Source organism: Pseudoalteromonas phenolica, from assembly GCF_044788725.1.
GTDB classification, from domain to species: domain Bacteria; phylum Pseudomonadota; class Gammaproteobacteria; order Enterobacterales; family Alteromonadaceae; genus Pseudoalteromonas; species Pseudoalteromonas phenolica_C.
The window spans coordinates 2,188,711-2,213,169 of the sequence record NZ_CP173161.1 but is presented as its reverse complement, the minus strand read 5'-3'; the positions used below and the strand labels follow the sequence as shown (position 1 = coordinate 2,213,169).

At 39.0% G+C, this 24,459-nt stretch carries 24 protein-coding genes and 1 pseudogene; 16 read left to right on the top strand and 9 right to left on the bottom strand.

The window, feature by feature from the left end:
* Window positions 1-44: 44 nt before the first annotated feature.
* From ACH784_RS10005 to ACH784_RS09990, 4 genes are all read left to right on the top strand, one after another.
* Window positions 45-1,019 (top strand): MBL fold metallo-hydrolase RNA specificity domain-containing protein, encoded by a 975-nt coding sequence (locus ACH784_RS10005; protein ID WP_404389792.1) that lies wholly within the window; start codon window positions 45-47, stop codon window positions 1,017-1,019.
* 41 nt (window positions 1,020-1,060) lie between these two features.
* Window positions 1,061-1,318 carry a hypothetical protein gene (locus ACH784_RS10000; protein WP_404389790.1) on the top strand — a complete coding sequence of 86 codons (258 nt, stop codon included), beginning with the start codon at window positions 1,061-1,063 and terminating at the stop codon, window positions 1,316-1,318.
* Window positions 1,319-1,483: 165 nt separating this feature from the next.
* On the top strand, window positions 1,484-2,152 hold the full coding sequence (locus ACH784_RS09995) for a hypothetical protein (RefSeq protein ID WP_404389788.1): 669 nt from the start codon (window positions 1,484-1,486) through the stop codon (window positions 2,150-2,152).
* A gap of 2 nt (window positions 2,153-2,154) precedes the next feature.
* Window positions 2,155-2,415: a DUF5676 family membrane protein gene (locus ACH784_RS09990; RefSeq protein WP_038642649.1), complete on the top strand. Its 261-nt coding sequence runs from the start codon at window positions 2,155-2,157 to the stop codon at window positions 2,413-2,415.
* 163 nt (window positions 2,416-2,578) lie between these two features.
* Here the strand turns inward: ACH784_RS09990 and ACH784_RS09985 are convergent, their stop codons facing one another.
* The 5 genes from ACH784_RS09985 to ACH784_RS09965 form a co-directional block, all read right to left on the bottom strand.
* A complete protein-coding gene (locus tag ACH784_RS09985; protein WP_404389786.1) occupies window positions 2,579-5,779 on the bottom strand; it encodes an efflux RND transporter permease subunit in 3,201 nt (1,066 codons plus the stop codon).
* Window positions 5,780-5,790: 11 nt separating this feature from the next.
* Window positions 5,791-7,059 (bottom strand): efflux RND transporter periplasmic adaptor subunit, encoded by a 1,269-nt coding sequence (locus tag ACH784_RS09980; RefSeq protein ID WP_404389784.1) that lies wholly within the window; start codon window positions 7,057-7,059, stop codon window positions 5,791-5,793.
* A gap of 58 nt (window positions 7,060-7,117) precedes the next feature.
* Window positions 7,118-8,335: a TolC family protein gene (locus tag ACH784_RS09975; RefSeq protein WP_404389782.1), complete on the bottom strand. Its 1,218-nt coding sequence runs from the start codon at window positions 8,333-8,335 to the stop codon at window positions 7,118-7,120.
* Window positions 8,336-8,418: 83 nt separating this feature from the next.
* Window positions 8,419-8,778: a hypothetical protein gene (locus ACH784_RS09970; protein WP_234402700.1), complete on the bottom strand. Its 360-nt coding sequence runs from the start codon at window positions 8,776-8,778 to the stop codon at window positions 8,419-8,421.
* 53 nt (window positions 8,779-8,831) lie between these two features.
* The gene (locus ACH784_RS09965) at window positions 8,832-9,719 is read right to left on the bottom strand and encodes a cation diffusion facilitator family transporter (RefSeq protein WP_404389780.1); all 888 of its coding nucleotides are present in this window, start codon (window positions 9,717-9,719) and stop codon (window positions 8,832-8,834) included.
* 207 nt (window positions 9,720-9,926) lie between these two features.
* On the opposite strand from ACH784_RS09965, the gene ACH784_RS09960 reads away from it, so the two are divergent.
* From ACH784_RS09960 to yfbR, 4 genes are all read left to right on the top strand, one after another.
* Entirely contained in the window at window positions 9,927-10,316 is a 390-nt protein-coding gene (locus ACH784_RS09960) for a Cd(II)/Pb(II)-responsive transcriptional regulator (RefSeq protein WP_038642637.1), read from the top strand.
* A gap of 133 nt (window positions 10,317-10,449) precedes the next feature.
* Entirely contained in the window at window positions 10,450-10,800 is a 351-nt protein-coding gene (locus ACH784_RS09955) for a hypothetical protein (RefSeq protein ID WP_404389778.1), read from the top strand.
* 3 nt (window positions 10,801-10,803) lie between these two features.
* Window positions 10,804-11,373, top strand: a complete 570-nt coding sequence (locus tag ACH784_RS09950) for a recombinase family protein (RefSeq protein WP_404389776.1) — start codon at window positions 10,804-10,806, stop codon at window positions 11,371-11,373.
* Between the two features lie 111 nt (window positions 11,374-11,484).
* Entirely contained in the window at window positions 11,485-12,078 is a 594-nt protein-coding gene (gene yfbR, locus ACH784_RS09945; RefSeq protein ID WP_404389774.1) for a 5'-deoxynucleotidase, read from the top strand.
* Window positions 12,079-12,196: 118 nt separating this feature from the next.
* On the opposite strand, the pseudogene ACH784_RS09940 reads toward yfbR, so the two are convergent.
* A pseudogene (locus tag ACH784_RS09940) lies at window positions 12,197-12,517 on the bottom strand (HD domain-containing protein); the annotation flags it as partial.
* Between the two features lie 292 nt (window positions 12,518-12,809).
* Between ACH784_RS09940 and ACH784_RS09935 the strand changes: the two are divergent.
* From ACH784_RS09935 to ACH784_RS09915, 5 genes are all read left to right on the top strand, one after another.
* Entirely contained in the window at window positions 12,810-13,634 is an 825-nt protein-coding gene (locus ACH784_RS09935) for a glucosaminidase domain-containing protein (protein ID WP_404389772.1), read from the top strand.
* Window positions 13,624-14,286 carry a DUF2987 domain-containing protein gene (locus tag ACH784_RS09930; protein ID WP_404389770.1) on the top strand — a complete coding sequence of 221 codons (663 nt, stop codon included), beginning with the start codon at window positions 13,624-13,626 and terminating at the stop codon, window positions 14,284-14,286. The genes ACH784_RS09935 and ACH784_RS09930 overlap by 11 nt, the downstream gene beginning before the upstream one ends.
* A gap of 434 nt (window positions 14,287-14,720) precedes the next feature.
* Complete coding sequence (locus tag ACH784_RS09925) at window positions 14,721-15,548, top strand: AraC family transcriptional regulator (protein ID WP_404389768.1); 828 nt, start codon at window positions 14,721-14,723, stop codon at window positions 15,546-15,548.
* Between the two features lie 95 nt (window positions 15,549-15,643).
* Window positions 15,644-16,444 (top strand): AzlC family ABC transporter permease, encoded by an 801-nt coding sequence (locus ACH784_RS09920; RefSeq protein ID WP_404389766.1) that lies wholly within the window; start codon window positions 15,644-15,646, stop codon window positions 16,442-16,444.
* Window positions 16,437-16,754 carry an AzlD domain-containing protein gene (locus ACH784_RS09915; protein ID WP_404389764.1) on the top strand — a complete coding sequence of 106 codons (318 nt, stop codon included), beginning with the start codon at window positions 16,437-16,439 and terminating at the stop codon, window positions 16,752-16,754. Before ACH784_RS09920 ends, ACH784_RS09915 begins: the two co-directional genes overlap by 8 nt.
* A 199-nt stretch (window positions 16,755-16,953) precedes the next feature.
* On the opposite strand, the gene ACH784_RS09910 is transcribed toward ACH784_RS09915, so the two are convergent.
* The 3 genes from ACH784_RS09910 to ACH784_RS09900 form a co-directional block, all read right to left on the bottom strand.
* On the bottom strand, window positions 16,954-17,433 hold the full coding sequence (locus ACH784_RS09910; protein WP_404389762.1) for a hypothetical protein: 480 nt from the start codon (window positions 17,431-17,433) through the stop codon (window positions 16,954-16,956).
* Window positions 17,434-17,615: 182 nt separating this feature from the next.
* Entirely contained in the window at window positions 17,616-17,957 is a 342-nt protein-coding gene (locus tag ACH784_RS09905) for a hypothetical protein (protein ID WP_404389760.1), read from the bottom strand.
* The gene (locus ACH784_RS09900) at window positions 17,947-21,555 is read right to left on the bottom strand and encodes a DNA/RNA non-specific endonuclease (RefSeq protein ID WP_404389758.1); all 3,609 of its coding nucleotides are present in this window, start codon (window positions 21,553-21,555) and stop codon (window positions 17,947-17,949) included. The genes ACH784_RS09905 and ACH784_RS09900 overlap by 11 nt, the downstream gene beginning before the upstream one ends.
* A gap of 355 nt (window positions 21,556-21,910) precedes the next feature.
* Between ACH784_RS09900 and tssJ the strand changes: the two genes are divergently transcribed.
* The 3 genes from tssJ to icmH are packed head-to-tail and all read left to right on the top strand — an operon-like array spanning window position 21,911 to window position 24,458.
* A complete protein-coding gene (gene tssJ, locus ACH784_RS09895) occupies window positions 21,911-22,369 on the top strand; it encodes a type VI secretion system lipoprotein TssJ (protein WP_404389756.1) in 459 nt (152 codons plus the stop codon).
* The gene (gene tssK, locus ACH784_RS09890; protein WP_404389754.1) at window positions 22,369-23,715 is read left to right on the top strand and encodes a type VI secretion system baseplate subunit TssK; all 1,347 of its coding nucleotides are present in this window, start codon (window positions 22,369-22,371) and stop codon (window positions 23,713-23,715) included. The genes tssJ and tssK overlap by 1 nt, the downstream gene beginning before the upstream one ends.
* 29 nt (window positions 23,716-23,744) lie before the next feature.
* The gene (icmH, locus tag ACH784_RS09885; RefSeq protein WP_404389752.1) at window positions 23,745-24,458 is read left to right on the top strand and encodes a type IVB secretion system protein IcmH/DotU; all 714 of its coding nucleotides are present in this window, start codon (window positions 23,745-23,747) and stop codon (window positions 24,456-24,458) included.
* Window position 24,459: the final 1 nt, after the last annotated feature.

The window sequence follows — 24,459 nt, the reverse complement described above, 5'->3', positions numbered from 1 at the left end:
TAGATTTATGGTGCTATTACCTAGCACCACGTATCCGTACCAGCTTGCCTCAAGATAGCTTATCTATTTTTGAAACGGTTGACTTTGAAGAAGAAGTTATAGTCGGCGATATCACCTTTTATCTGCAACCAGTAGGCCATATTCTGGGGGCTGCCAGCATTATTTTACAAGCAAATGGAAAAACGGTTGGGTTTTCAGGTGATGTTGGTCGTACTCATGATCTGTTAATGCCGCCTCCTAAGGCATTACCCAAGTTGGATTTGTTATTGCTCGAATCTACTTACGGTAATCGGGAGCACTCTATTGACGACCCTTATGATCAAGTTGCAGATATTATCAATACAACAGTGAAAAAAGGAGGTATCACCCTTATTCCCAGCTTTGCCGTTGGCAGAACAGAAGTAATTCAACATATTCTTGCGACCCTGATTGAGCAAAAAAGAATTCCGAAAATTCCTATATTCCTCGATAGTCCTATGGCGATTAATGTTTTTGATTTTTACTGTCAGTTCAACGAATTAATTAAGCTTTCAAAAGAATGTTGTCACAAGATGTGTAATGTTGCGTCTTTTGTGCGAACTGTAGATGAGTCTAAATCTTTGTCGGAAGTCGCTATGCCGCACATTATTATTGCAGGAAGTGGCATGGTGACAGGAGGGCGTATTCTTCACCATCTTAAGAGACTTGTGGGGGACTATCGCACGACTGTTTTATTTACTGGCTATCAGTCTGGAGGAACTAGGGGAGGGAAAATGTTGTGCGGCGTTGACACAATTAAGATTCATGGCAAATGGCTCCCAGTGAAAGCAGATGTAAAAGTGGTACATGGCCTGTCTGGGCATGGTGATTTTAAAGAATTAACTCAATGGCTATTGTCGTCACCATTAAACAAAAATACTCCCATAAAACTTGTGCATGGCGACCCTGAAGCAAGCGAAACATTTCGAGATTATTTGAGTCAACATACGGGTTTTGATGTTAGTGTTGCAAGTTATAAAAGCATCATCAAAGTTGAATAACCCTATTTTAAGCAAGCCGCTAAGCAATGAAGGAAAGTACAATGAAGAGCAGAACCAAGATTCTTATTGTAGGTGGTTATGGAAATGTAGGGCACTTTATTGTAGCAGACTTGGCTAAGGATTATTCTGGCGATCTTATCATAGCGGGTCGAGATTTATTGAAAGCCCAAGTAACAGCAAAAAAGTTTGGTGATAAAGTTTCAGCTAAAGTTTCAGCTAAAGTTTTAGATGTAAATTGCAACGTTTTTCAGGAAGAAGCATTCTCAGATGTTAAGCTGGTGATCATGTGCATAGATTAGCGGAACACTACATTTGTTGAGTTTTGTATCAATCAAGGCATAAATTACATCGATATTACAGCAAGCTATGAATTTATTTATCAGCTTGAAAAATGTCATTCATTAGCCGTTAAAAATAAATCTACTGTCATATTAAGCGTAGGTGTTGCTCCGGGTCTAACAAATTTGCTGGCTAAGCTTTGCAAGCAAAATAATGAGTTAGTTAAATTCATTGATATTTATATTCTTTTAGGTACGGGCGGAAAGCATGGTGACGCTGCATACCGTTGGATGCTTAAAGACATAAACGATACGTTTCACTTTAATGTATCAGGGAAAAATGTAACGTATTCCTCTTTTACTGAAGGAATGTCCACCACTATTGCTGATGAAGTAAATACTAGGACCTTTTATCGTTCAAATTTTTCTGACCAACATGTCATACCGCAAACCTTAAACATTAATTCAGCCAGCACGTATCTTTGCTTTGATTCTAAATTACTAACCACGTTAATTGTTTTTCTAAAATGGACAGGAATAAGTAAGCTGCTAAAAATTCATTGGTTTCAGCGGATTACAATTAAGTTATTCAAGTTATTCAATTTAGGTAGTGAAGCTTTTTTTATTAAAGTCATAGGTAAGGATTCTAATGGTAAAAATTCTGCAAACTCATTTAGTTTAACAGGAGTTAATGAAGGTAAAGTGACGGCCAGTGTAGCAAGCCAATTAGCCCGAATTATGTTGAAAAGTAATGTTAAAAAAGGCGTTCATCATATTGAAAATATCGTACAACCGAAAGAATTTGTTTACCAACTTGATGTGGATCTAGTCATTAAACCAGTGAGGGGAAATTAATTATGAAACTTAACGAAAAAGCTTTTTCGTTGGCTTGTGCCGCAGCCTTTGCCATTGTTTGGAGTGTGTGTTCAGTTGTGGTTATGGTGATGCCGGAGATGATGTCAAACATGACCTCCAAGATGTTACATACAGATTGGCAAATTATGGGCTGGCATATGTCAATAACCTCAGCAATATGGGGAGGCATACTCTGGGCTTTACTAGCAGGTTTAATTGGCTGGCTGATTGCTAAGATCTATAACATGCAATCAAGTAATTAAAGAAGGCAGAATTTATTGAAATTTTTTAGATGAAACTATCCAAATTAACAATAATTCAGTATTGATAAGCTAGTTATAGCTTTAGAATAGCTAAATGCTATTACGTACTTTAAGTCACCACGCTAATATTAGCATGGTGACTTAAAAGCTAGTGGTGATAAAATTATCGCGATAGCTCTTTTATTTTTGCTTTTGAAAACCAGTTAAATAAAACAGGTAAAACAAATAATGTAAGTAGTGTTGCAGTTACTAACCCTCCCACAATAACACTTGCTAACGGCCTCTGAATTTCCGCTCCAACGCCATTGGACATTAACATCGGTATTAAACCTAAAGCGGATGTTATTGCTGTCATAAGAACAGGCCTTAAACGCGATATAGCTCCGTCAAATACAGCCTTATTAACTTCTATGCCATCTCTAATTCGCTGATTAATACTCTCGACCATCACTACACCGTTTAGTACAGCAACGCCAAATAGTGTAATAAACCCAACGGAGCTTGGTACAGATAGGTATTGCCCAGATAAATATAAAGAGAATACCCCACCTATCACAGCAAGAGGAACGTTTACTAATATGAGCATTGCTTGGCCAACAGAGCCAAAAGCGAAATAAAGTAATAATGCTATTAGAGCAAGTGAAAATGGGACAACGATAGCCAATCTATTTTGAGCACGTTGCTGGCTTTCGAATTGCCCCCCGATAGAAACAGAATAGCCAGCAGGTAAATCTACCTTATCAGTAATTGCTTTTCTGATATCTGAAACAACACTCCCCATATCTCTATCTTGCACATTTGCTTGAATAACAACGCGCCTTTGAACGTCATCTCTTCTTACTTGTGGAGGTCCTGATTCATACGAAACTGAAGAAACATCACCTAATCTAACCCAAGCACCAGTAGGAGACTGGACGCGTATATCAGCAATAGCATCCTTATTTTGGCGGTATTCTTCCTTGATGCGCACGTATATATCGTAACGCTCATTGCCATTGATGATCTGTCCAGCTTCAACACCGCCTATGCCATCTTGTACAACTTCCATTATATCGCTAACTGACAGACCAAACCGTGAAAGTTCTTGTCTATTGGGCTTTACAACAAGTTGAGCTTCGCCTGCAATTTGCTCCAATGCAACATCTCTAGCTCCTTCGATACCACTTATTACTGTTTCAATCTCTTGGCCTTTTGTTGACAATATATTAAGGTCTGGGCCGAATAATTTAATCGCTAGCTGAGCTTTTACACCTGATAATAGTTCATCTACACGAGTTGAAATGGGCTGAGAAAAATTAAGTAACAGGCCCGGATATTCTTCTAATGACCTCTCCATTTTTTCTTGCAGTTCATAGCGGTTTGTTGCACTTGTCCAATCAGATGTTGGTTTCAGACCAATATAAATTTCAATATTGTTCACTGGTTCAGGATCACCTCCTATTTCAGCTCTACCAATACGACTCAAAGCATATGTGACTTCTGGGAATGCCAACAGTTTTTCTTCTAGAATAGGAGCTACCGTCAAAGCGGTGTCTAAGCTTGATGACGGAGCAAGTGTTACTCTTAAATTTATTGTTCCTTCCTCCAGCTCTGGAACAAATTCAGTTCCTATGTAGGGGATTGTAGCGAAAGCAGAAACCACTAGAATTATTGATATTGAAACAACCAGCTTCGTGCGATTAAGTGCGAATTTAAGCCCTTTCCTATATATCTTATCTAAAGGTTGTAATACAAAACTTTCTCTTTCTTTCACACCTTTGTGAAACATGTAGGTAGCTAATGCAGGGACAATGAAAAGAGCAACTACGATAGCCGATATAACGGCTAAGATGATGCTTACTGCCATTGGTTGGAATAGCTTGGCTTCAACACCTTCAAAGCTAAATAGTGGCGTGAACACAACTAAAATGATCGAAGCAGCAAAGAATACTGGGCGAGCAACTTCTTTTCCGGCTTGTTTAAGACGTAATTTAATACCGTGAACATCTTTTTCTACATCATGTGGATCGTTATCCGATAAAGAAACGCGTTTTTTCACACTTTCTGCGTGTGCGGGGTCAGGTGTATTCAAATGCTTAAACATATTTTCAACCATTACCACAGAGCCGTCTACTAACATTCCGATTGCTACTGCAATGCCTCCCAAAGACATCAGGTTTGCAGAGATCCCCCACCAAGACATTACCATTAATGCAATTCCAATAGAAATTGGGATTGAGATGAGAACAAGAAAGGTTGCTCTTAAGTTCATCAAAAATAATGCAAGAACAATACAGATGAAAATAAACGCTAGTATCAGAGCATTAACGACGGTGTTTACAGCTTGTTCTATTAAATCAGCTTGATCATAGAAAGGTTCGAATCTAACTCCTTCAGGCAGGGCTTGATTAATTAATGGAATTCTTGCGTTTATGCCGTCAATAGTAGCTTTTGTATTTGACCCCATTCTTTTAAGCACAATACCAGAAACAACTTCACCTAAGCTTTCAACTTGCCCATTTTCGTTCCTTCTAGTCATTGTAACAGCGCCTTGTCGAATCTCACTACCAATTTCGACTTTGGCAACATCTGATATTGTGACAACAGCTCCGTCTAGTGTCTTAACTGGAACTTGCTTAATATTTGTGATGCCAGCTTCGCCACTTTCAAACCAACCTGTGCCTCGAATGACGAGTTGCTCTTGTCCTCTATTCATGTACCAGCCACCAACATTGGCATTATTTGCATCAAGCGCTTTAACTATATCCTCTTGTGTTAACTCATACGATAAGAGTTTAGATGGTTCAACATTAACTTGATATTGCTTAACACTACCACCGAAAGATAAAACATCTGTAACACCATCTACAGGCATGAGTAATAATTTGACAATCCAGTCATTTAGGCTTCTAAGTGACATCGCATCATATCCAGTATCATTGCTAGATATCAAAAGGTATTGAAACACTTGACCTAGACCAGATGTGTTAGGTCCCATTTCAGGCGTGCCGACTCCTTCAGGTATAAGCTCCTTGGCAGCTTGAAGCCGCTCAAAGACTAACTGCCTTGCAAAGTAGATATCAGTACCTTCTTTAAACACGACAGTCACGCCAGACAAACCTGTTTTGGAGATAGAGCGTACTTGCTCAACGTCTGGCAAAGCGTACATAACGGCTTCTATCGGATAAGTAATAAGTTGCTCTACTTCTTCTGCTGCGAGTCCGGGAGCTTCTGTATTTACGGCAACTTGTACATTAGTCACATCAGGAAATGCATCTAAATTTAGTTTCGGAATCATCATAATCGCGCTTACTACAGTAGCGATTAAAGCTATTATTATTAGGAGTCGATTATTTATGGAAAAATCTATTATACGATTAAACATACCCGTTCTCCTTAGTGATTGTGCGGATCAAATCCGCTTTTAGCAATTTCAGATGCAACAAAGAAGGCTCCTTTGGTCACAATACGGGTTCCACTATCTAAGCCAATAATTTCTCTCAAATTTCCTAAAGATCTGCCCAATTTTATTTCTGTTGCTTTGAACTCACCCGGATGATCTTCGACGAAAACAGTCCAATCACCATCCGCGCTTCGGATTAGAGCGTCTTCTGGCACTGCCATCACTTTATCTTGAGTTGCAAACTTGAAGTTAACTTTCACGAACATACCAGAATGAAGATTGTCGTCTTCATTGTTAACTGCAAGTCGAATTATTCGTGTTCTAGTTATAGGGTCTATGGTGTGTGCTTCTTGAATTACTTTTGCATTATACGCTTGACCTTCAAAAGTAACGTAAGCTTCAGAATCTATAGATACTTGCAAATTTTTATTTGGTGAAACTCTTGCTTCAACCCATAATTGCTTTTCATCGGCTATCATCATAATCGTATCACCAGCAGCAACTCGTTGGCCTTGAATAAAGTCATCCAGTAAGACAACACCTTCTCGTTGAGCTATTAATGAATATTGACCAAATGTACTAATATCTTTGTTCGAAATATTAGCGATCGACTTTTCAGTTAAGCCTAAAGCGATGAGCCTACCATATGTGGCTTTATATGTGGTTTGCGCTTGTAACAAACGACTTTCACTGACTGTTTTATTACCTAGTGTTTTTATTCTTCGCCACTCTGTTGACGCTATTAGGTAATCAGCTTGTGCCTGTGCCACAGTCTCGCTAAATAAGGTAACTAATGTTTGCCCTATTTCAACATGTTCACCGAGGGCAGCATGGCGGCTAATAATGACAGATTCTGTTCTTGGTGAAACAACATAACTACTGTAGCCATTTGCTTTAACCTCTCCGGGCGCATAAACGGTACTGAAATGGTATTCTGGGTTAATACTGTCTACTTTGATGGTAGCTAATGACAATTTTTGAGGGCTTAGGGTTATACCTTCTTCATGTTCCTCTTCGGTTTCATCATTTTTCTGATTGTTTATTGGGTTATTTTGATGTGTTAAATCATCATGTTTGTTTTCTGAATGCTTATGTTCTTGTTCATTATCATGCTTATGTTCGTCTACTTCCTGTTGACGTTGGACACTCGTTTTATTTTCAGTGTTAAGAGGAAGAGCATAAACTTGATTGTATGATAAAAGCTCAAGAAAAATACTTCCAATTGCTAATACTAGAATTTTACTTTTGATTACTGTATTCATATCATTTACCTATAATTCTTTTTAAATTTGAAAAATCTTCACTAGTTGAACTGAATGCCTAAATTTCAAATTTGGAAATTTGTCCAATGCTCTGAATGAAAGATACTTCGGAAAGCTTGAATTGTTTCTTTAGTTGAATGCCTGAGAGTAGTCCTTCGGTACGCTGGCTAAACGCGAATAAATAGTCCGAAGTGTTTATATCACCAGCTTCCCACCTAGCATTTAGCAAACTCAAACTATTACCTAATCTGTTTTGCATGAGGTTTTTCCACTTTGCAAAGTACTTTTTATTTGTGATGAGTGATTCAAATTTAGCTTGAGCTTCAAAAGATTGCCTTCGATATTTTGATTGGAAATTTGCCTCTGCTGCTATAGCTTCTAAATTGGCAGCTTTCATTACATCAGAGTAGTTGTTTCTAATGTTCATAGGCATAGAAAAAGTTAGACCAACTATATTGTCGTCATTATTTTTTCCTGCGCTAATCCCAATAGTGGGATTAGCTTTATACTCTATGGACGTTAGTTGGGCTTTTAACTTCTGTTCGTGCCATAGAGCTTTTGCCTGAAGAACAGTTGGGTGCTCTTCAATCCATTCTTTCTTGAACGTGTAGTTTTCAATATCAATCGAAAAAGAAAGCTTGTTTTGGAGTTCTGGTGTCCAATCTGGTAATAATTCTAGAACTTTTACTTCGGCAGTTTTCAAGGCAGTCTGATATTCAGCTATCTGAATGAAAACTTGTGATAGGTTTAAATAAACTAACTCCGCATCTAAAGGCTCAAGAATTCCTGCATCTAGCTTCTCTTCTACAATATTGAGTAAAGTTTTGAGTTGCTTTTCTCTTTCAATGACGAGTAAAGATGCTTCTTTGGCTGCTTGCCATGTTACGATGGCCTGAATTGCATTAGCTTTTTTGGACTCTAGTAAATCCAATAATTGCTGCTGGCTAGCATAAAATGCGATTTTACCAATTGAATCGTTGATAGCACGTTTATCCCATAAATCGATTGTTTGACTTATTCCGATTGAATAATTGTTAAAGTCACCTTCTTTATCGAAACTAGCTTCAAAATCGGGGTTATAAACCGCCTGTGTTAGGCTTTTTGCCCGATAATCACTTGCTTTTAGTAATTCTCTCGCTTCAATAACTTCAGGATCTTTGTTTATTTGGGTGTCTATCCACGTAACGTTTTCTTGTTTACTGTAAGCTATACTGGTAAAACTTACAGCCACGGCTAAAGTCAGGAATACACCTGAATGTTTTACATATTTATACATAGGACTCTTAATCTATTTATTAGTTAATCAAACCCATTCATCCGTTATAGATGACTATTAGGGCAGTTAAATATTTAATATGATTAAGATATAGGAGGGCGCAAAATAGCGTCTAAATATTCTTTTGTTTGGTCGAATTGATTAGGAATATTATTGATAGTAGTTAATGTAACGGAAATATTAATATTATCAATGATAACCCAAGAGAGATGACTTCCACTGCAATGACCACAGTGATGACAATCACTAATATTATGACCGTCTTCACTATTTTCTTCACCATTGCTGCTCATATCATTTTTATGATCATGTTGAGTTTGAATGTGATCAATATCTATTTGATGCAATTGAGATGTAGCAGACGCGAAAGCAGATAACGATTGTAAAACAATCGAAACAACTAATAGCAATTTGATAACACCTGTAAAATTCAATTTAATCACCTTTCAAAACAAGCATATGCAACATACCAGAAAACGGTTGAATCAGCTAGTTTTTATTCCCCATTATCTCGGCAGACTTCATCTGGAAACTCAAATTCAATAGTAGTGTGAGACAAGTTAAAATGAAAAAGTTCCTTTGCTATTATGTTTTTTAATTCGAGAAGTTTTTCAACATTATAGTTCTGAGCTAATTCTAAATGAGCTGTTAGTACATGTTTTTCACCGTCTAATGACCAAAAATGCATATGGTGGACTCCTAGAACTTCAGGGATTCTAGTTAAAACGTCTTCGATATCATCGTGAGATTTTTGATCAGGTGTCCCTTGGAGAAACAGTAACAATGTAGCTTTTAGGTTTTTGAGAACATTAAATAAAATGAAGAGTGTAAAGCATATTGACAGCAATGGATCCAATATAGGCAGCTCCACAAAGAGTAGTACAATTGAAACGATTAGAACTGCGACCCAACCTAAAACATCTTCTAGGAGGTGCCATGTTAGGACTCGCTCATTTAACGTTTTTCCAGCTCTTAATTTGTAAACAGCATAACCATTTACTGTGACTCCTAATAATGCTAACCCTAGCATTCCTTCAACCATAGGCATTTCAGGGTTAAATAGCCTAGGAGTAGCTTCAAGCAAAATCCATATTGAACCAACAACCAACACAAGACTATTTACTAATGCGCCAAATAGGGATAGCCGTTTATAACCGTAGCTAAATCTATCAGATGGCTTTTTATCGGAAAAGCGGCTTAAAATCCACGCAAAACCTATTGAAAGGCTATCGCCAAGATCATGTACAGCATCAGCCATTATAGCGGTGCTATTAGTTAACCAGCCACCTATGAATTCTATTATTGTAAAGGATACATTTAGAAAAAATGTCCAACCTATTCGGCTGTCTTTGTCGTTAGCATGATTATGGCTGTGATTATGCATTTTCGCCTCTAATGTTTTTTCATCTCGAATGGCTGCAACATTCAGTTAGTGCAAGAAAAAATATAACGGCACTGAAGTAAAAAACAATAAAGTAAGTGTATTTCAACTCAATTTTACTAATATTCATTGAAGGCCGTAATTATTTGTTTAATAGTTCAACTGTAAAGTCTATAGTTACTATAGAGTCAAGCTAAAAGTTAGAATTTCATGAAAATAGGTGAACTTTCAAAAACGACAGGGTGTTCTATACAAACAATTCGGTATTACGAGAAAGAAGGATTGCTTTCTATTCCTGAACGTACAGAAGGGAATTACAGGTTATATGGCGATCTGGCTTTAAAAGAGTTAGAGTTTATAAAGCATTGTCGAAGTTTGAATATCCCCTTAACAGATGTAAAACGACTTATTGAACTGAAAAATAAGCCTGAGGAAAGCTGTGCAAGTGTTAATAAGCTCATTGCTCAACAATTGACCTTAGTTAACAATCGAATGAGAGAACTCGAAGCACTAAAAGCTGAGCTACAACAAATGGCAAGTTTGTGTACAACTGAAAACACCGTTGAAGCGTGTGGAATAATTAAGTCACTTGATAGTTAGAATTGTCATTCATTTTCTCTCTGCATGTGTACGAATGTGGGCGTTTCATTTCGTTCATGTACGAAATTTGTTTAGTGAACTTTCGTTCACTTAATTGGTAAGGTGTACGAAATTATAGCTTTCGGACATTTATATGAGTGAAAATAAAGAAATCAGAAAAATATCATTCGAAGAGTTAAAAGAAATTTTAAGAGATCCATTTAGAGTAATAGTGGAAGAAGGTAATACCACTCACATTTGTGAATATGGACAAGAAACCAATAAGGTACTTGAACTAGTGTCATTAAGTTCAGAAGCTCACAAATTAATTAAGCATTTAAGCAATAACAACATTATTTATAAATCTAAATGGGGAAGAAACATAGTTTCTGAACTTCCTGATTTCGCAATGTTCTATGATATTCATCGAGGAGATATCTATGGAAAGCAAACTGATGATGAGTACGAGATAGCAGCATCTTTACAGTTGGCTGAAGCTAGATAGTATATGAAAGTTGGTTTTGCCAGAGTATCGACTCAAGGACAAGAGCTTGATATGCAACTTACTAAATTAACAGAATTTGGCTGTGAAAGAATCTTTCAGGGTAAACAGTCTGGCGCTTCGGTTAAAAATGATGAGATGCTAAAAGAGCTTATTGATTTTATAAGAGATGGTGATGAGGTTATTGTAACTCGTCTAGACCGATTAGGTCGTTCTTTAAAATCTATTCTTAACGCTATAGAGGATATTCATCGCAAAGGTGCAAATCTTAAAACTATTGATGGCTCACTTAATACAAGCAGTGATAACCCTTTTTCCAAAGCGATGATTAATCTGTGCGGAGTATTTGCGCAACTTGAACGTGACCTTATTCACAGCAGAACTGCTGAAGGTCGCGAAAAACCTAAAGCTCAAGGTAAGCATTTGGGAAGGTTGCCAGCATTATCTAATAAACAAGCTAAAGATATAATGGAAGCTACATCCAGAGGTGAATCTATCTCTAGTTTGGCAAAAAAGTACAAAGTTAGTCGCTCAACAATCAATCGAACACTTAATCGAATCTCAGAAGAAGGCTAAGTACACATTTTATAGATATATTCCACTTGAAACTTCAAGTGGGGAGCATAAAGTATTTTTAAAACATACTGAAATGGTGAGAATTTTAATTTTATTTAGAGAGGTGTTGTAGTGAAAAATAGTTCGTTTTTAGCATGGATACTTCGTATGAACCTCATTAAGCGATGGTCTCCTATGCACTTAATGAAACAAGAAAATGTTGCAGAGCATAGCCATCAAGTTGCCGTTATTGCTCACCTCCTAGCAACTATTAAAAATGTGTACTGCGGTGGTCAAATAAGACCTGAGAAGGCGGCTACGATTGCTTTGTACCATGAGGTTTCTGAAACAAAACTTCAAGATATTAATCATGTTACAAAATACAGCTCACCAGCATTAACAGAAGAATTCAAGAAAATTGAAGATTTGGCTGAAATCGAGTGCTTAAACACTCTACCTGAAAAATTGAAGCCACTGTTTAAAGAGCTGGTTATTCAAAAGCAGGTAGATAAAGAATATAAGAAACTAGTTAAAGCGGCAGATGTTCTGACTGCTTATTTTAAAGCGTGCGATGAACTCAAATTCCATAACCCTGAATTCGTATCTGTTAAAAATCGTTTATCTGAGAAAGTTGATGCATATAAAGAAGAAATGCCGGAAGTAGGTGTGTTCATGGATCTATTTGAACAAAACTGCTTGGCTAGCATAGATGATTTATCTAACTAAACTTGACTTTTGGAATTTGTATGTGATAAATTGTATGTAAATCTTTTAGCTAAACATTATATTTTACAAGGCTTAAAGCTTCCTTCCTATATAAAAAAATACAAAATTGGTGTTCTCTTCCGAAGCGTGGGTGACCGATATCGTGGGCTAAACATAAGGTTTCAATTAAGCTAGTGCTTGGAAACAGCGAAAAATCAGGATGACTATTTTGTAAATGGCGTAATAAACCGGTACCAATTTGTGCAACTTCGAGCGAGTGAGTGAGTCGAGTGCGATAGAAGTCATTCACGCCTATCGACATGATCTGCGTCTTGGCTTGCAGTCGCCTGAAAGCAGCTGCATGAATAATACGCGAGCGGTCTACTTGAAACGCAGAGCGATTATCGTTAGGTCTATTTTTACGTTGTTCACAGCGTCGTTGTTGCCAGATTAAATCCATATATCCTCAATTCTGCCTTTGCTTTAAAAATGCTTAAAAACTAAATTATAACGTTGTCATAATGATTGATCAGTTAACCAATTAAGCCTGTATAAAACTTATGGGTTAGCCGTGGTTTTAGCAATCAATTCGCGTTTATTGCTGAGTTTATATATAATTACGCGCTTTTGAGTTCATTAATAGTATACATAGTGCAGGTTACAATGACGCAACGCAATGAAAAATCAGCGCGTTTTTGTTAGTAACAACCCATTCATGGATGCGGGGAATGCACGGTTTTATTGGAGATAAAATGCTAAGAAATTTACTTAAACTGGTCATTGCCGTTGTTGCAATTTATGGTTTGCTTTACCCATTTATTCAACCAGTTGAGCAATCTGAAGAAGTCGTAGAAGCGACTAAAGAAGAGAAAAAGCCAGTCAAAAAAGTCGAAGTAGAAAAACCACTTCACAATGTGAAATTGCCAGACTTTGCCAACATTCAAGATGTGCGCGAAAAAAAGCAGGCTTTCTTCGACTTTATCAAACCGCACGTAATAAAAGAAAACCAAACCATTCTGCAGCAGCGCGCGTCGTTAGAAATCGCTTTGATGATGCTGCAATTCGAAGAAGAGTTAACTTCAACGCAAGTCAAAAAGCTGGATGATATTTTCGCTTATTATCGTTTAGATGAGGGTGAGTACACGGTCGAGCGCATTAAAAATGCTTTAATTCATGTCGATATTATTCCAAAAGAATTGGCGTTAATGCAGGCAGCCAATGAATCGGCTTGGGGTACATCAAGGTTTGCGCGAATAGGCCTTAACTTTTTTGGTCAGTGGTGTTACAAGAAGGGCTGTGGATTGGTTCCTAAAAGACGCGCTAATGAAGCGGCACACGAAGTGGCTGCATTCAAGTCAGTTCGAGCCAGTGTGCAATCGTATTTTAGAAATTTAAACACCCATAACGCATACGCTGAGCTTAGAGCAAAGCGCGCGCAATTACGTGCCGAGAAAAAGCCTATTGAAGCCACAGAGCTTACTGAAGGCCTACTTTCTTACTCTGAGCGTGGCGATGCGTATATTGAAGAACTGAATGACATGATACGTCATAACAAGGCTTATTTTAATGAAGAATAAATTTTTTGCGCTCGCGTTAGCGGCTTTAGGTTTTGCTCAACCTGCAATGGCCGATAACTTTGTGGTTTCTTACGATGGTTTTCACGACCGTTTGAAGGTGCTCGAAAAAGGTGAGTTCGAATTCGCACGGGTTAATTTTTACATTGTTGATATCGCGAGCCTTGAGCCGTGTAAAATCGCCAAGGGTAAAATTGTCACCGAAAACAGCGAAACACCTTTAACGTACACTGACGAAGCGCAATTATTGCTCCCTTATGACGACCAGTTAGATAAAGACAAAGCGGTGATTGTTATTGAACCGCAAAACCCAAGGCACGATTGTCAGTTGAAGTTTCAAATAGAAGCCGAGCACTTTGGTTTAGATAACTTAACGAAAGCTGATATTTATCAGCTTCACCATGAGTTTGATGAGTTGCTTTCTGACTTGTCTGGTTTTTTTGTAAGTAAACTGATGGGCTTTTTATTGCCTTCGCAAAAAGGCATTTCGGTAAAGTTCGATAGTGACGTTAATTTTAACCAACCTGGTGTCAGCTGTGCAGATAAGGTCTGTAAGTTTACCGTTGAAGATAGCTGGGAAGGCGATGATTTTAAATTTACCAGTGACTCTATGAATTCAAAGCCTGTGTTGATCACGCCTTGGATTGAAAAATAAGCAGTTACAGTAAATTTATTGTGATAAGAAAGCGTTGAGTGTGTGCTCAGCGCTTTTTTTATGGGTGTTTAACCCGACATAAAGTCGGTGCTACCGAGGTTTTTGAATTTTTTAGAGGCTTGATACTTCTTTGTGGATTTGCGGTTTTTAACTCGACATAAAGTCGGTGCTACCGAGTTTTTAGAATTTGTGAAGAGGTTTGGTGACTCTATGTGGATTTGCGGTTTTTAACCCGACATAAAGTCGGTGCTACCGAGTTTTTGTATTTTTGAATAGGCTTGATGATTTTTTGTGGATTACGAGTTTTAACCCGACATAAAGTCGGTGCTACCGAGGTGGGGTTAAAAAATTGGGCATTGAAAAAGCAATTTTGTACAAAACAGATTGCTCAAATAGTGTTATAAAAGAAATATCATTATTTAGAGGCAAATCGATTGGCAAAAGAGCAGGCAAAATATCACTATGCCGATGTATTAAACGGCCTTGAGATAGTCGATGCACAATACGAGCGACAAACCTTTTCAAAGCATGTTCACGAAGGCTATACCATAGGCTTGATTGAGCAGGGCGCTCAGCGTTTTTATCGCAGTGGCGCAAATCATGTCGCGGCTGAAAATAGCATTATTCTAGTTAATGCTGATGATGTGCACACAGGTGAAACGGCAACCGCTGGTGGCTGGAAATATAAAGCCATTTATCCGACGGTTGAGCACTTTAATCAGATCTCAAAAGATTTATTAAATAACCAAAGTCTTACGCCTTATTTTAAAGACTCTGTGATTGAAGATGCTCGAATAGCGGCGCAGCTCAGGTGTGTATTCGAACAGATTGAAAATGGTGCATCTAAGTTGCTTATAGAAACATTGTTATACAGCACGCTGGCTCAATTGGCGTCTGGGTATGGCCGTCATGTTGAAGCGGTTAAAACAGCAAGCGTTGATGTGCAAAAACTCAAACTCGCCAGAGAGTTTTTAGACGAATATACCCAAGTTAACGTCTCGTTAGAGCAGCTAGCGAATGTGGTTGGGTGTAGTAAATTTCACTTTGTACGCCAATTCAGTCAGGCATTTGGCATTACGCCCCATGCCTATCAAATTCAAGCCAGGCTTATCAAAGCAAAGAAAATGCTACGCGCTGGTGAATCTATTATAGATACCGCTATTGGCTGTGGTTTTCATGACCAAAGTCACTTCAACCGTCATTTCAAAAAAGCGTTAGGCACAACGCCTAAACAGTTTCAACTCACCTCACTACTAGTGTAAATCAAAGCGATTTAACGAGCGCAACTTTGTACAATAATTTGTTTTGAACACCACTTATGCTTTAACGACAAACTATTCATCGTTGAGCTTAAAATATGGCATCATCCAAACCCTTAATAGAAGAATTAGACAATACGGCACCTATGCAAGCTGAAAATCAACAAGGTAATTTGAGTATTATTTTGCGAGGGTTCATCGATATGTTCCCGCTCTGTGTGGCTGTGATCCCGTGGGGGATCTTATGCGGATCTCTAGCCATTCAAGTTGGTTTGTCTCCTTGGCAGGCACAAGCCATGTCTTTGTTTGTTTTTGCAGGAGCCGCGCAGTTAGCGGGCATGCAATTAATTGGTTTGGGTAGCCCAGCCATGCCGATTTTATCTTCAACATTTGTTATAAGTTCTCGGCACTTATTGTATTCAGCGGTTTTTCAAAGCTATGTAAAAGATTTACCTTTGTTCAAGCGCATCGTTTTTGCATTCTTTTTAACAGATGAAATGTTTGCACTGACCAACGCCTACATCGCAAAAAATAAACGTTTCTGTTACGTGTATGCGGTTGCATCGGGTATTGCCTTTTATGTGATGTGGAATCTAGCCACGCTGGTTGGCATAGTAGTGGGAAATAACATAGAGAATCTGCAAGCCTATGGGTTAGAGTTTGCCATAGCGGCGACTTTCATTGCTTTAGTGGTGCCAGCTATAAAAGACAAACCTGTTTTGATGTCGGTGTTGGCAAGTGGTGTCTCTGTGTTGGTTTTAGAGCTGTTAGCATTTGAGTACGCGTTAATTGCGTCGACCTTTATTGGTATGTTTGCAGGGTATTACTTTGTAAGAAAGAGTGCCTCAAGAAATATGAGCGATAAATACACAGCTAAGCAGGAGCAAAGTGATGAGTAACGATCTATTGATAGTATTAATGACGGTGATCACTTTCTCATGTCGATATTTGTTTTTTATGAAGTCATTACCCATCAGTTTGAGCCCTAAAATACAACAGTTGTTGCAGTACACAGCACCATCGGTGCTAACAGCAATGTGGGTACCGATTGTGTTTTTAGGTCATAAAACCGAAGGCGCTGCGTTTCTTCAAAGCCCATTTTTGTACGCTGGGTTAATTACTGTCTTGGCGAGTTTGAAAATTAAAAATACCCTGGCTGTAGTGGTCTTAGGAATGGGGTCATTTTTGATATTGAATTGGGTTTTATGAATGATATTTGTTTATCAGATAACCTAGGTGTTTCTAGTTTTAACAGGCTTATTAGGTATTGAACCAGAGATTTCAAGCAATTTTTCCTTTGTATTTTAAGACAAACTCATGACTAAGTGCTTGGTACTCGGGGGGCTTGTAGCCCCACTAACTCATACCTTTCGGAGGCTCTAATTCTTATACGACAGTTTTGCGCTGCTTACTGCATACCTTGGGTGATTTTGGGTGTGATGTCGTCAAGTTGGCGCAGGGTGGTTTGCATGCCAGCTAGGGCTTCATCGGGTAGGGTGTGGCGCAGAATAAAGCTGTCGGTGATTTCTTTTAACGCATCACGTAGCCCATTTATTTTATCAGTGACTTCTCCTGCGGCTTGTTTACCTATGTCATGCCAGTTGAGTGCGCGTAAATAAGTAACTGGGTCGCCTATACCGAGTTTGCGCATCACTGCAATAGCGGCATCAAGGCCAGCGGCAGGGTTTTTGATGACCACTTTACCCACGCCTTTAATGGCAGAGCCAAACAGGGGAGTCAAACCAATGCCGGTGAGGGTAAAGGCAATCCAAGCATCGTTGTCATTGGCTTCATCATCATCGGTGAGCAGCATCACATTGGCTATGATATCGCGGACATCCATGATTTGGTCGACCACAGGTATCATAGAAATAATCGTGCCCGTCATAATCTGTGAGGTACTGGGGTTGGCGTTATTGGATACCTCTAAGTAAACGGTTGAGCAACGTGTCTAAAAAAATTGCAGAGTAATTTTGAAAATAAATACCTAGCCTGCCAACTAACTTGGCAGGCTCAACAACTTCCATGTTGTTAAAGAGTAAGTTATTAGTAACTAAAATGAAGTAGTCGTTATTCGTTATTCAAACGTTCAATTTCATCTGCAAGTGATTTATCCCATTCAAATTCAATACCGAAATGGCCGGACGGTTCTAGAGTGAATATAGCTCGGTTCCAATTGTTATCGTTTCCACTTGTTACTGCATGAAGCTCTTCAAATGCTTCAAATATTTCAAAAGGAACATCGAAATATTTTGGTTGATCAGGTGATAAGGTTGGAATGTATTCACTTTGAAATTCGATAGAGCCCTCAGTAAGTTCTGCTCGAATTGTTGAGCTTGACCAATCATCATCTATAGTATCGACAATTGATTGAGCTATGGTTAAGTACAAATTTTCTACGCTATTTTCCATTGGGCATATTCCTTAAAAAACGCTTCACTTTTTTACCATCAATTTCATATATTATTTCAAACGCAGTGGACCTTTTGCTTTCGCCTTTAAAAATCGAGTTTATCTCAATTTTAACTTCTTTAGGCGGGTTTCCTTTAAGTGCTTCTGCCCATTTATTTTCCATGCGCTTCCAAGCACCTTTATTCAAGTTCCCATCCATAGCGGCATAGTTGATTTGTTCACCCGGCCCTTTAAAGATAGATGCGATAAGGTGACCGCCTTCATCATCAACTAGTCCATCCTTAATACCATCTGTTTTCCCAGCTTTGCTTTGCTGATAAGTGTTTCTATCAGCTTTGTTGAGTTCGAGTTTACCAGAAACGGATTGTACTCGGCCAAATTCATCAGTTTTATAAGTGTAAGGTCCAACTTTATACGTTGCATTTGCGTCAAGCTTACCATTGAGCGACTTATTCCAGCCACCTTTACTGCCTTGTTCTAGTTCTATGACACGAGAAGGAGTTCCCGGCAACTCATTCCCTTTTGGAGGCTCTAGTTCTTTTGCGACGGTTTTGTGCGGCTGGCCGACTGTGCCTCGACTTGGCGTGAGGCCTTGATAGTCGTCGAGCGCTTTGTTAACGCGGTTGCCAATCTCTTGGGCGGCGTTTTGCATGTTTTGTTCGATTTTGGGTGAAACGTCATCTAATCGTTTAACTATCATTTGCATACCAGCTATGGCGGTGTCGGGTAGCAGTAAGTCGTATTGCCAACTGGTTGAAATATCGTGCAGCGTGTCGCGCAGTGTTTGAATGAGGTCTTTGACTTTAGTGGCGGCTTGTTGGCCATAATCACGCCAGTTGATTTGGCGTAAAAAGGTTGCGGGGTCGCCTTTACCGAGTTTTCGCAATACGCCGAGTGCGGCTTCTAAGGTGTCATCTGTGTGTTTAATAATGACTTTACCCACCCCTTTGATGGCAGAGCCAAACAGGGGAATTAAACCAATGCCAGTGAGGGTAAAGGCAATCCACGCATCGTTGTCATTGGCTTCATCATCATCGGTGAGCAGCATCACATTGGCTATGATATCGCGGACATCCATGATTTGGTCGACCACAGGGATCATAGAAATAATGGTGCCTACTACTATCTGCGAGGTGTTCGGATTTTGATTAAAGTCGCCTTGTAATGTGCCCCATAACCATTCACCCGCTTGCGAAGCCATGCTTTGTGCGTGATGCAGTTGTGCGGTGTTGCCAGACTCGGCCATTTGCTTGGCAGTGTGCGCGCTAATTTGCCCATAGAGTGGATTAGGGGTGCTGTTGTCTTCAGGTTGATAGGCTCGCGAGTCTTCACCGTATACGACGGTAAATTGTCCTGGAGGTACATTTTGTAATTGCGCTTGTCCGTTTTGGTCGAGTTGCCCAGTAAGAACAGTGCCATCATCTAATCGCACTTCATAAGGGGCATTTTGTACGGGCGACCCATCTTGGTAGTTATATGCCAGCTCAATCACACTTTGAGTGAGGGTTGCGCTACCTGCAGCTGAAATAGCTAAACTTGCGGGGTGCGAAATTGGCGAAACTGAAGGTGCCTCCGGGCTTGATGCGGTATTGGGCGATTCTAATCGATAGTCAAGAGGTGCATCTAGGGTAATAAGCCTACCTTTTAGAGACAATATATTGGTTGCAGTGAGGTTGACATTGCCACTGTTATCAATGCTTATTTCGCCACCATTACTGTGGATTTTTAGTGTGCCGCGACCATTAGCTTGAATACGTACACCGTTGTTGCCGTAATAAATTGCGGCGCCATTTGGTGTATGTAATTTAATGGCGTTATGCGTATGAAGACCTATATCTGCTTCTGCTTTAGCAAGGCATGCTCGACCCCCTTTTAAACTGAGAGAGGCTTGGCTTTGAGTACGATGGGAGGCAGAAGATAAGCTAAATTGATTTCCGCTTTGCCAATGTTGCTCGCCATTGGCATTGTATTGCAGGGTGTTTTTAGCGCTAGTGTGCAGGCTTTGACTAGTAAGTTGAGTGATTGATCCACGCTCACTTTGTATTAACAGATCGTTGCCTGCAACTAAATTTAAACTACCGAGTTGGCTTATCCATTCTATGAACTGTCGCCCAGAGGTTCTGGCGTCAAGCTTTAAATAATGCGCTTGGGCTAAGGTTTTGAGTATGACATAAGGTGTGCGCTCATCATCGTTCAAGCATAATTCATTGCCACTGGCTGTCAGCAATCGATTCTCGGTATTATTTGACGAATTGACAACAGAAGGCGCAAGCGCATTTTGGGTAACCCCGAGAATAAACCCATCACTAGGGTTGTTATTAATACAACCAACTAAAACTTCGGCATTCGGTGTGAGGGCAAAATGCCAGCCGGTAGCTTGAGCTTGGCCAGCACATGCATAAAAAGCCAACTTTTTTAGCGCTTGACTATTACTTGCAGCGTCATTTGAGGGATCTGACAAGTGTCGTTTTACCCTGTAGCTTCCCGAAGCATCTAAATGCGGTAAAGCGCCAATTGACTCCACTTTAGCTGGAAACACCATAGGTTTAGCACTGTGCGGTGGGCAATTTAGTTTTAGTGGTGTTGAGCGTGGTATGGCAAGTACCTCACAGCTAGCCTGTGTTTGTTGTTGCTGTACAAATACCTCAACAGCTTGGGTAATAGACAGTTGGCTTCGAACAATTAAAAAGTCACCGCTATCGGCAGTAATACGGTTATCTAACGAAAAGGAATGGCCTGCAAGCACGTTAGGGATATTGCCTTTTAAACGAAGCATAAATTTGTCGCTGTCATATGCTAACTGTTGCGAGGTCGCTAAATCATGTTGCAGCGCAAGATTGCCATTGAAAGGTTCAAAATAAACGCGTTCGCTATTTGCTTGAGAATGTTGCGTTTGAGCTGCGCAAGTAGTAGAACCAAACTTTAGTTTACTTTGTGATGAGCTCTGAGTGAAACCGCAGAAATTTTCAGGCGTAACATGGTTCAAACCATCGCTACCAATGGCTTGCAACAACCCTTGAGGTAGGTAGGGGCTAGATAAATTACTATCACTAACAACTATGCGTTCATCCCCTTCATGATGTTCAAACCAATAAACCAGACCATGCTCACTTAATAACCTGAAAAATAACGTGTAATGACTTTCGAAAGCTTGGATTAACTCGCTTTTGTTTGGAAGTGGGTGGCTTAATCTAAATGCGATTTGTTCATCATTGTAGCCTGCTTCTATTAATAACGTATGTAGTAAGGCGTGTACGCTTGTATCTACTAATACTCTTTGCTGTGTTTGGTTCATTAAACACTTTAGCTTGGGTGCAAAATGAAGTTTATAGCGATACAAGTCTTGCTCTAACCCAAGGCTTTCAAATTCAGCCACGTGCAAGCTAAGGAATTGTAAATGTCCGCCTGTTGCGCAAATTTCAAAAGTTATAGATTTACTCAAAAAGTCTGAGTTGTGGGCTTTTGTTTCAGAGTAAAGTGTTACCTCTCCTTGGTGGCAAGTAGAAATCTCTTGCGAGAGCAATAACTTGCCTACAAAAAAGTGAGAGTGCGTGTTGTTCAGTTGAATTAATGGTGGGGTTATGTTCCGACTTGGCATTCCTTGCTTCTCTCGAATTTAATGTTGCATTTTATTAATTAAACTATTAATTCCGCAGTTTGGAATAGTGTGCTTTTTCGATTAATAATATTTATTGCTTAATATAATTTAAAATATTATTTCATTTAAATTTCTTTCTCAATATTATTTTCTCGTTGAGAATATTTAATTTTAAATATATTGATCTTTTATTTTTATTGCCTTAATCTTTCGCGTCGAAATCGAATGAGGTCGGTTTTTAGTTTCTATTTAGCTGTTGATAGGCTTTAAATAAACAGTTTTAGTGTCTGTTTTGGTTTTGTTGATGGTGAATAAAACGCCTTGTTGTCGTTTTTTATTTTAAAAGGATTTGTTTATGAAGTTATTTAAGGTTTTATTGTTAACGTCAATTTTCACTTTAAGTGGTTGCTTAACAACTAAAGTTAATTTGGATGTTACTTCAAGTGATAACTTAAACTTGAATAAATTTGATGAGCCACTTCCTGTTGTATTAAAAGTATATCAACTTACTGACATTCAGGCATTTAATAATGCAACCTATGAGCAATTATGGAAAGCTGATAAATCAGTGCTTGCTAATTCCTTAGTGACAGTTGAAGAAAAAACAATTAATCCCTCTCAAATTACAAATATCTCTTTTGAGCAATCAGAGCAGGCAAAATATATTGCTATGGTGGCTTTATTTAGAGATATAGAGGGCGGTAAATGGCGGACTTCGTTCGAGCTCAGTAACGGTTACGTAAAAATTCCAACTTCTTTAGATATTGCTTTGAATAAAAACTCGATTGTTATTCTTGGTGCGGAAGAAGATTAATGTCTCACTTATCAATGAATTTAAAACCTGTATGGGCTGAAGGTGTTTTGTTGGCGCAACAGCACATGCAGTTACAAGAGAAGTTTTTATTACAAAACCAATCTAAACAACAGCAAATTTTTAGTTGTTACGCTTATGGTGTAAACCATTTCGATGTTGACCTTGGTGCACTCATGCGCGGTATTTTAAAAATCACCCGAATTGAAGCAATATTCAAGTCAGGCCGTTTTGTGCAATTTGAATCATCTGAACAGGGTACGCCAGATCTGCAATACACTTTGCCAGATAATGTAAGCGAAACAACAATAGCACTAGCAATGGCAGATAATGATGCTGTGGCGGGGGTGACGGGCTACAACAATCAAGGGGCGATTTGTGCCTTTGAGTCTCATTTTGTTGAAGTGGCTGATAGCCATGACTTTAATCGCAAACGCGAACTATTAGTTGCTAAACCTAATTTATTTTTAATGCCAGTTGAAAAGGGACACGCTGATCTGGAGCAGTTGGTTGTCGTTAAATTAAATCGTGATGCTAGTGGGCAATGGCAACTGAGTGACACTTTTATACCGCCTCTAGTGAATGCTAAAAGTAACTTATTCTTACGTGATTTTTTAAAAAGAACCTGTGATTTAGTAAACGCGAAGGTAAAAGTGTTATTAAGTCGGCGCAATGATCTTGGTGCGGTGACAGATTTCGGTCCAAATGAAATGAATACATTCTTACTGTTAAGCTCTATGGTAAGCCACGCTGCGCAATTTGAACATTTAAAAGGTTTGAATACACTTCACCCAGAGCGTTTATATTGTCAACTTATTGACTTGATTAGTAATGTTTCAGTTTTTGAACATGCGGATATTGCTAATCACTTGCCGGTATACGAGCACGATAATTTAGAAACCGTGTTCACCCAACTTGCGCAATCGCTTAGTCAACTCATTGATGGGGTAGTGCCTAAGAAAATGGCGCCATTGGCGTTACAGAGAAAGTCATCAGCTATATATCAAGTCGATACAATTGATCCGCAATTACTTGATCAAAGTGAACTTTATTTGGCTGTGTATTTTGAAGCTGAATCAACACAGTGGATTGATGTATTCACCGAACAAGTAAAGCTTGCAGCGTCTGAACAATTAGAGGTATTGGTTGCCAGTGCTCTGGATGGTATTGCAATTACACATTGTCAAAGACCCCCTAATAAATTAGCGATAAAGGGCGGCTATGAATATTTCAGAGTTGAACCATATGGCGAAGCCTATCAACAGTTACGCAAAGAGTTGTCTCTGAGTGTGTTTGTACCATTTAGTTTGCAAACAGCCAAAATTGAAATTGTAAGTGTTGCCAAGTAACTAAAAATAAGAAAAAGGAATTTGGGTATATGGAAACTATACAGCAGCCAGATTATTTGGCTTGTATCACGCCAGTGATTAATGAGCTTGCGTTGATAAATCAAGATGCTCAATCACTCTCATCTGTAGAAGCATGTCGATCTCGTTTATTAGCATCGTTCGATGTGTTCGAAAAATTATGCTACAGCCAGCAAGTCCCCGCTTCAGCGATGCAAGAAATGAAATTTGCACTTACTGCTTTGGTTGACGAACGTATTCTCACCTCTGAATTAGAGTTTAAACTTGATTGGATGTCGCGTCCTTTGCAATTAGAGTTTTTTGGTAATCATAGAGGTGGTGAAGCATTTTTTGAAAAATTAGATGCATTACGTAAAGGCGGTGAGACTAAATTACATGTTCTAAATGTCTATTATGTCTGTCTTCAAATGGGATTTGAAGGAATATACAAAATAAGAGGGCTGGAGCAATTAAAGGCCTTAATTGTTGATGTACGTGCGCAATTAGAAGATGCGATAGGTACAGCGCCAAGAACACTGTCGGAAAATGGTGCTCCAAGTGAAAACTTTGCGATGAAAGTAGGGCGTAATGTTCCATATTGGGTGATTATGTCGGTGAGTGCATTTGTTGTAGTAATGTTGTTCGTTGGTTTTCATTTCGTAACCGATAAATTATCCAAAAACAGTAATTTAGAAACTGCAAAACACCAAGCTGTTTTGCAGCAGTTAGACAAAGCAGGTAAATAAC

Coding starts and splice junctions, on each gene's coding strand:
- ACH784_RS10000 (WP_404389790.1), top strand. CDS start 1,061: ATGAAGAGCAGAACCAAGATTCTTATTGTAGGTGGTTATGGAAATGTA.
- ACH784_RS09990 (WP_038642649.1), top strand. CDS start 2,155: ATGAAACTTAACGAAAAAGCTTTTTCGTTGGCTTGTGCCGCAGCCTTT.
- ACH784_RS09985 (WP_404389786.1), bottom strand. CDS start 5,779: ATGTTTAATCGTATAATAGATTTTTCCATAAATAATCGACTCCTAATA.
- ACH784_RS09980 (WP_404389784.1), bottom strand. CDS start 7,059: ATGAATACAGTAATCAAAAGTAAAATTCTAGTATTAGCAATTGGAAGT.
- ACH784_RS09975 (WP_404389782.1), bottom strand. CDS start 8,335: ATGTATAAATATGTAAAACATTCAGGTGTATTCCTGACTTTAGCCGTG.
- ACH784_RS09965 (WP_404389780.1), bottom strand. CDS start 9,719: ATGCATAATCACAGCCATAATCATGCTAACGACAAAGACAGCCGAATA.
- ACH784_RS09960 (WP_038642637.1), top strand. CDS start 9,927: ATGAAAATAGGTGAACTTTCAAAAACGACAGGGTGTTCTATACAAACA.
- ACH784_RS09955 (WP_404389778.1), top strand. CDS start 10,450: ATGAGTGAAAATAAAGAAATCAGAAAAATATCATTCGAAGAGTTAAAA.
- ACH784_RS09950 (WP_404389776.1), top strand. CDS start 10,804: ATGAAAGTTGGTTTTGCCAGAGTATCGACTCAAGGACAAGAGCTTGAT.
- ACH784_RS09935 (WP_404389772.1), top strand. CDS start 12,810: ATGCTAAGAAATTTACTTAAACTGGTCATTGCCGTTGTTGCAATTTAT.
- ACH784_RS09930 (WP_404389770.1), top strand. CDS start 13,624: ATGAAGAATAAATTTTTTGCGCTCGCGTTAGCGGCTTTAGGTTTTGCT.
- ACH784_RS09920 (WP_404389766.1), top strand. CDS start 15,644: ATGGCATCATCCAAACCCTTAATAGAAGAATTAGACAATACGGCACCT.
- ACH784_RS09915 (WP_404389764.1), top strand. CDS start 16,437: ATGAGTAACGATCTATTGATAGTATTAATGACGGTGATCACTTTCTCA.
- ACH784_RS09910 (WP_404389762.1), bottom strand. CDS start 17,433: ATGACGGGCACGATTATTTCTATGATACCTGTGGTCGACCAAATCATG.
- ACH784_RS09905 (WP_404389760.1), bottom strand. CDS start 17,957: ATGGAAAATAGCGTAGAAAATTTGTACTTAACCATAGCTCAATCAATT.
- ACH784_RS09900 (WP_404389758.1), bottom strand. CDS start 21,555: ATGCCAAGTCGGAACATAACCCCACCATTAATTCAACTGAACAACACG.
- tssJ (WP_404389756.1), top strand. CDS start 21,911: ATGAAGTTATTTAAGGTTTTATTGTTAACGTCAATTTTCACTTTAAGT.
- tssK (WP_404389754.1), top strand. CDS start 22,369: ATGTCTCACTTATCAATGAATTTAAAACCTGTATGGGCTGAAGGTGTT.
- icmH (WP_404389752.1), top strand. CDS start 23,745: ATGGAAACTATACAGCAGCCAGATTATTTGGCTTGTATCACGCCAGTG.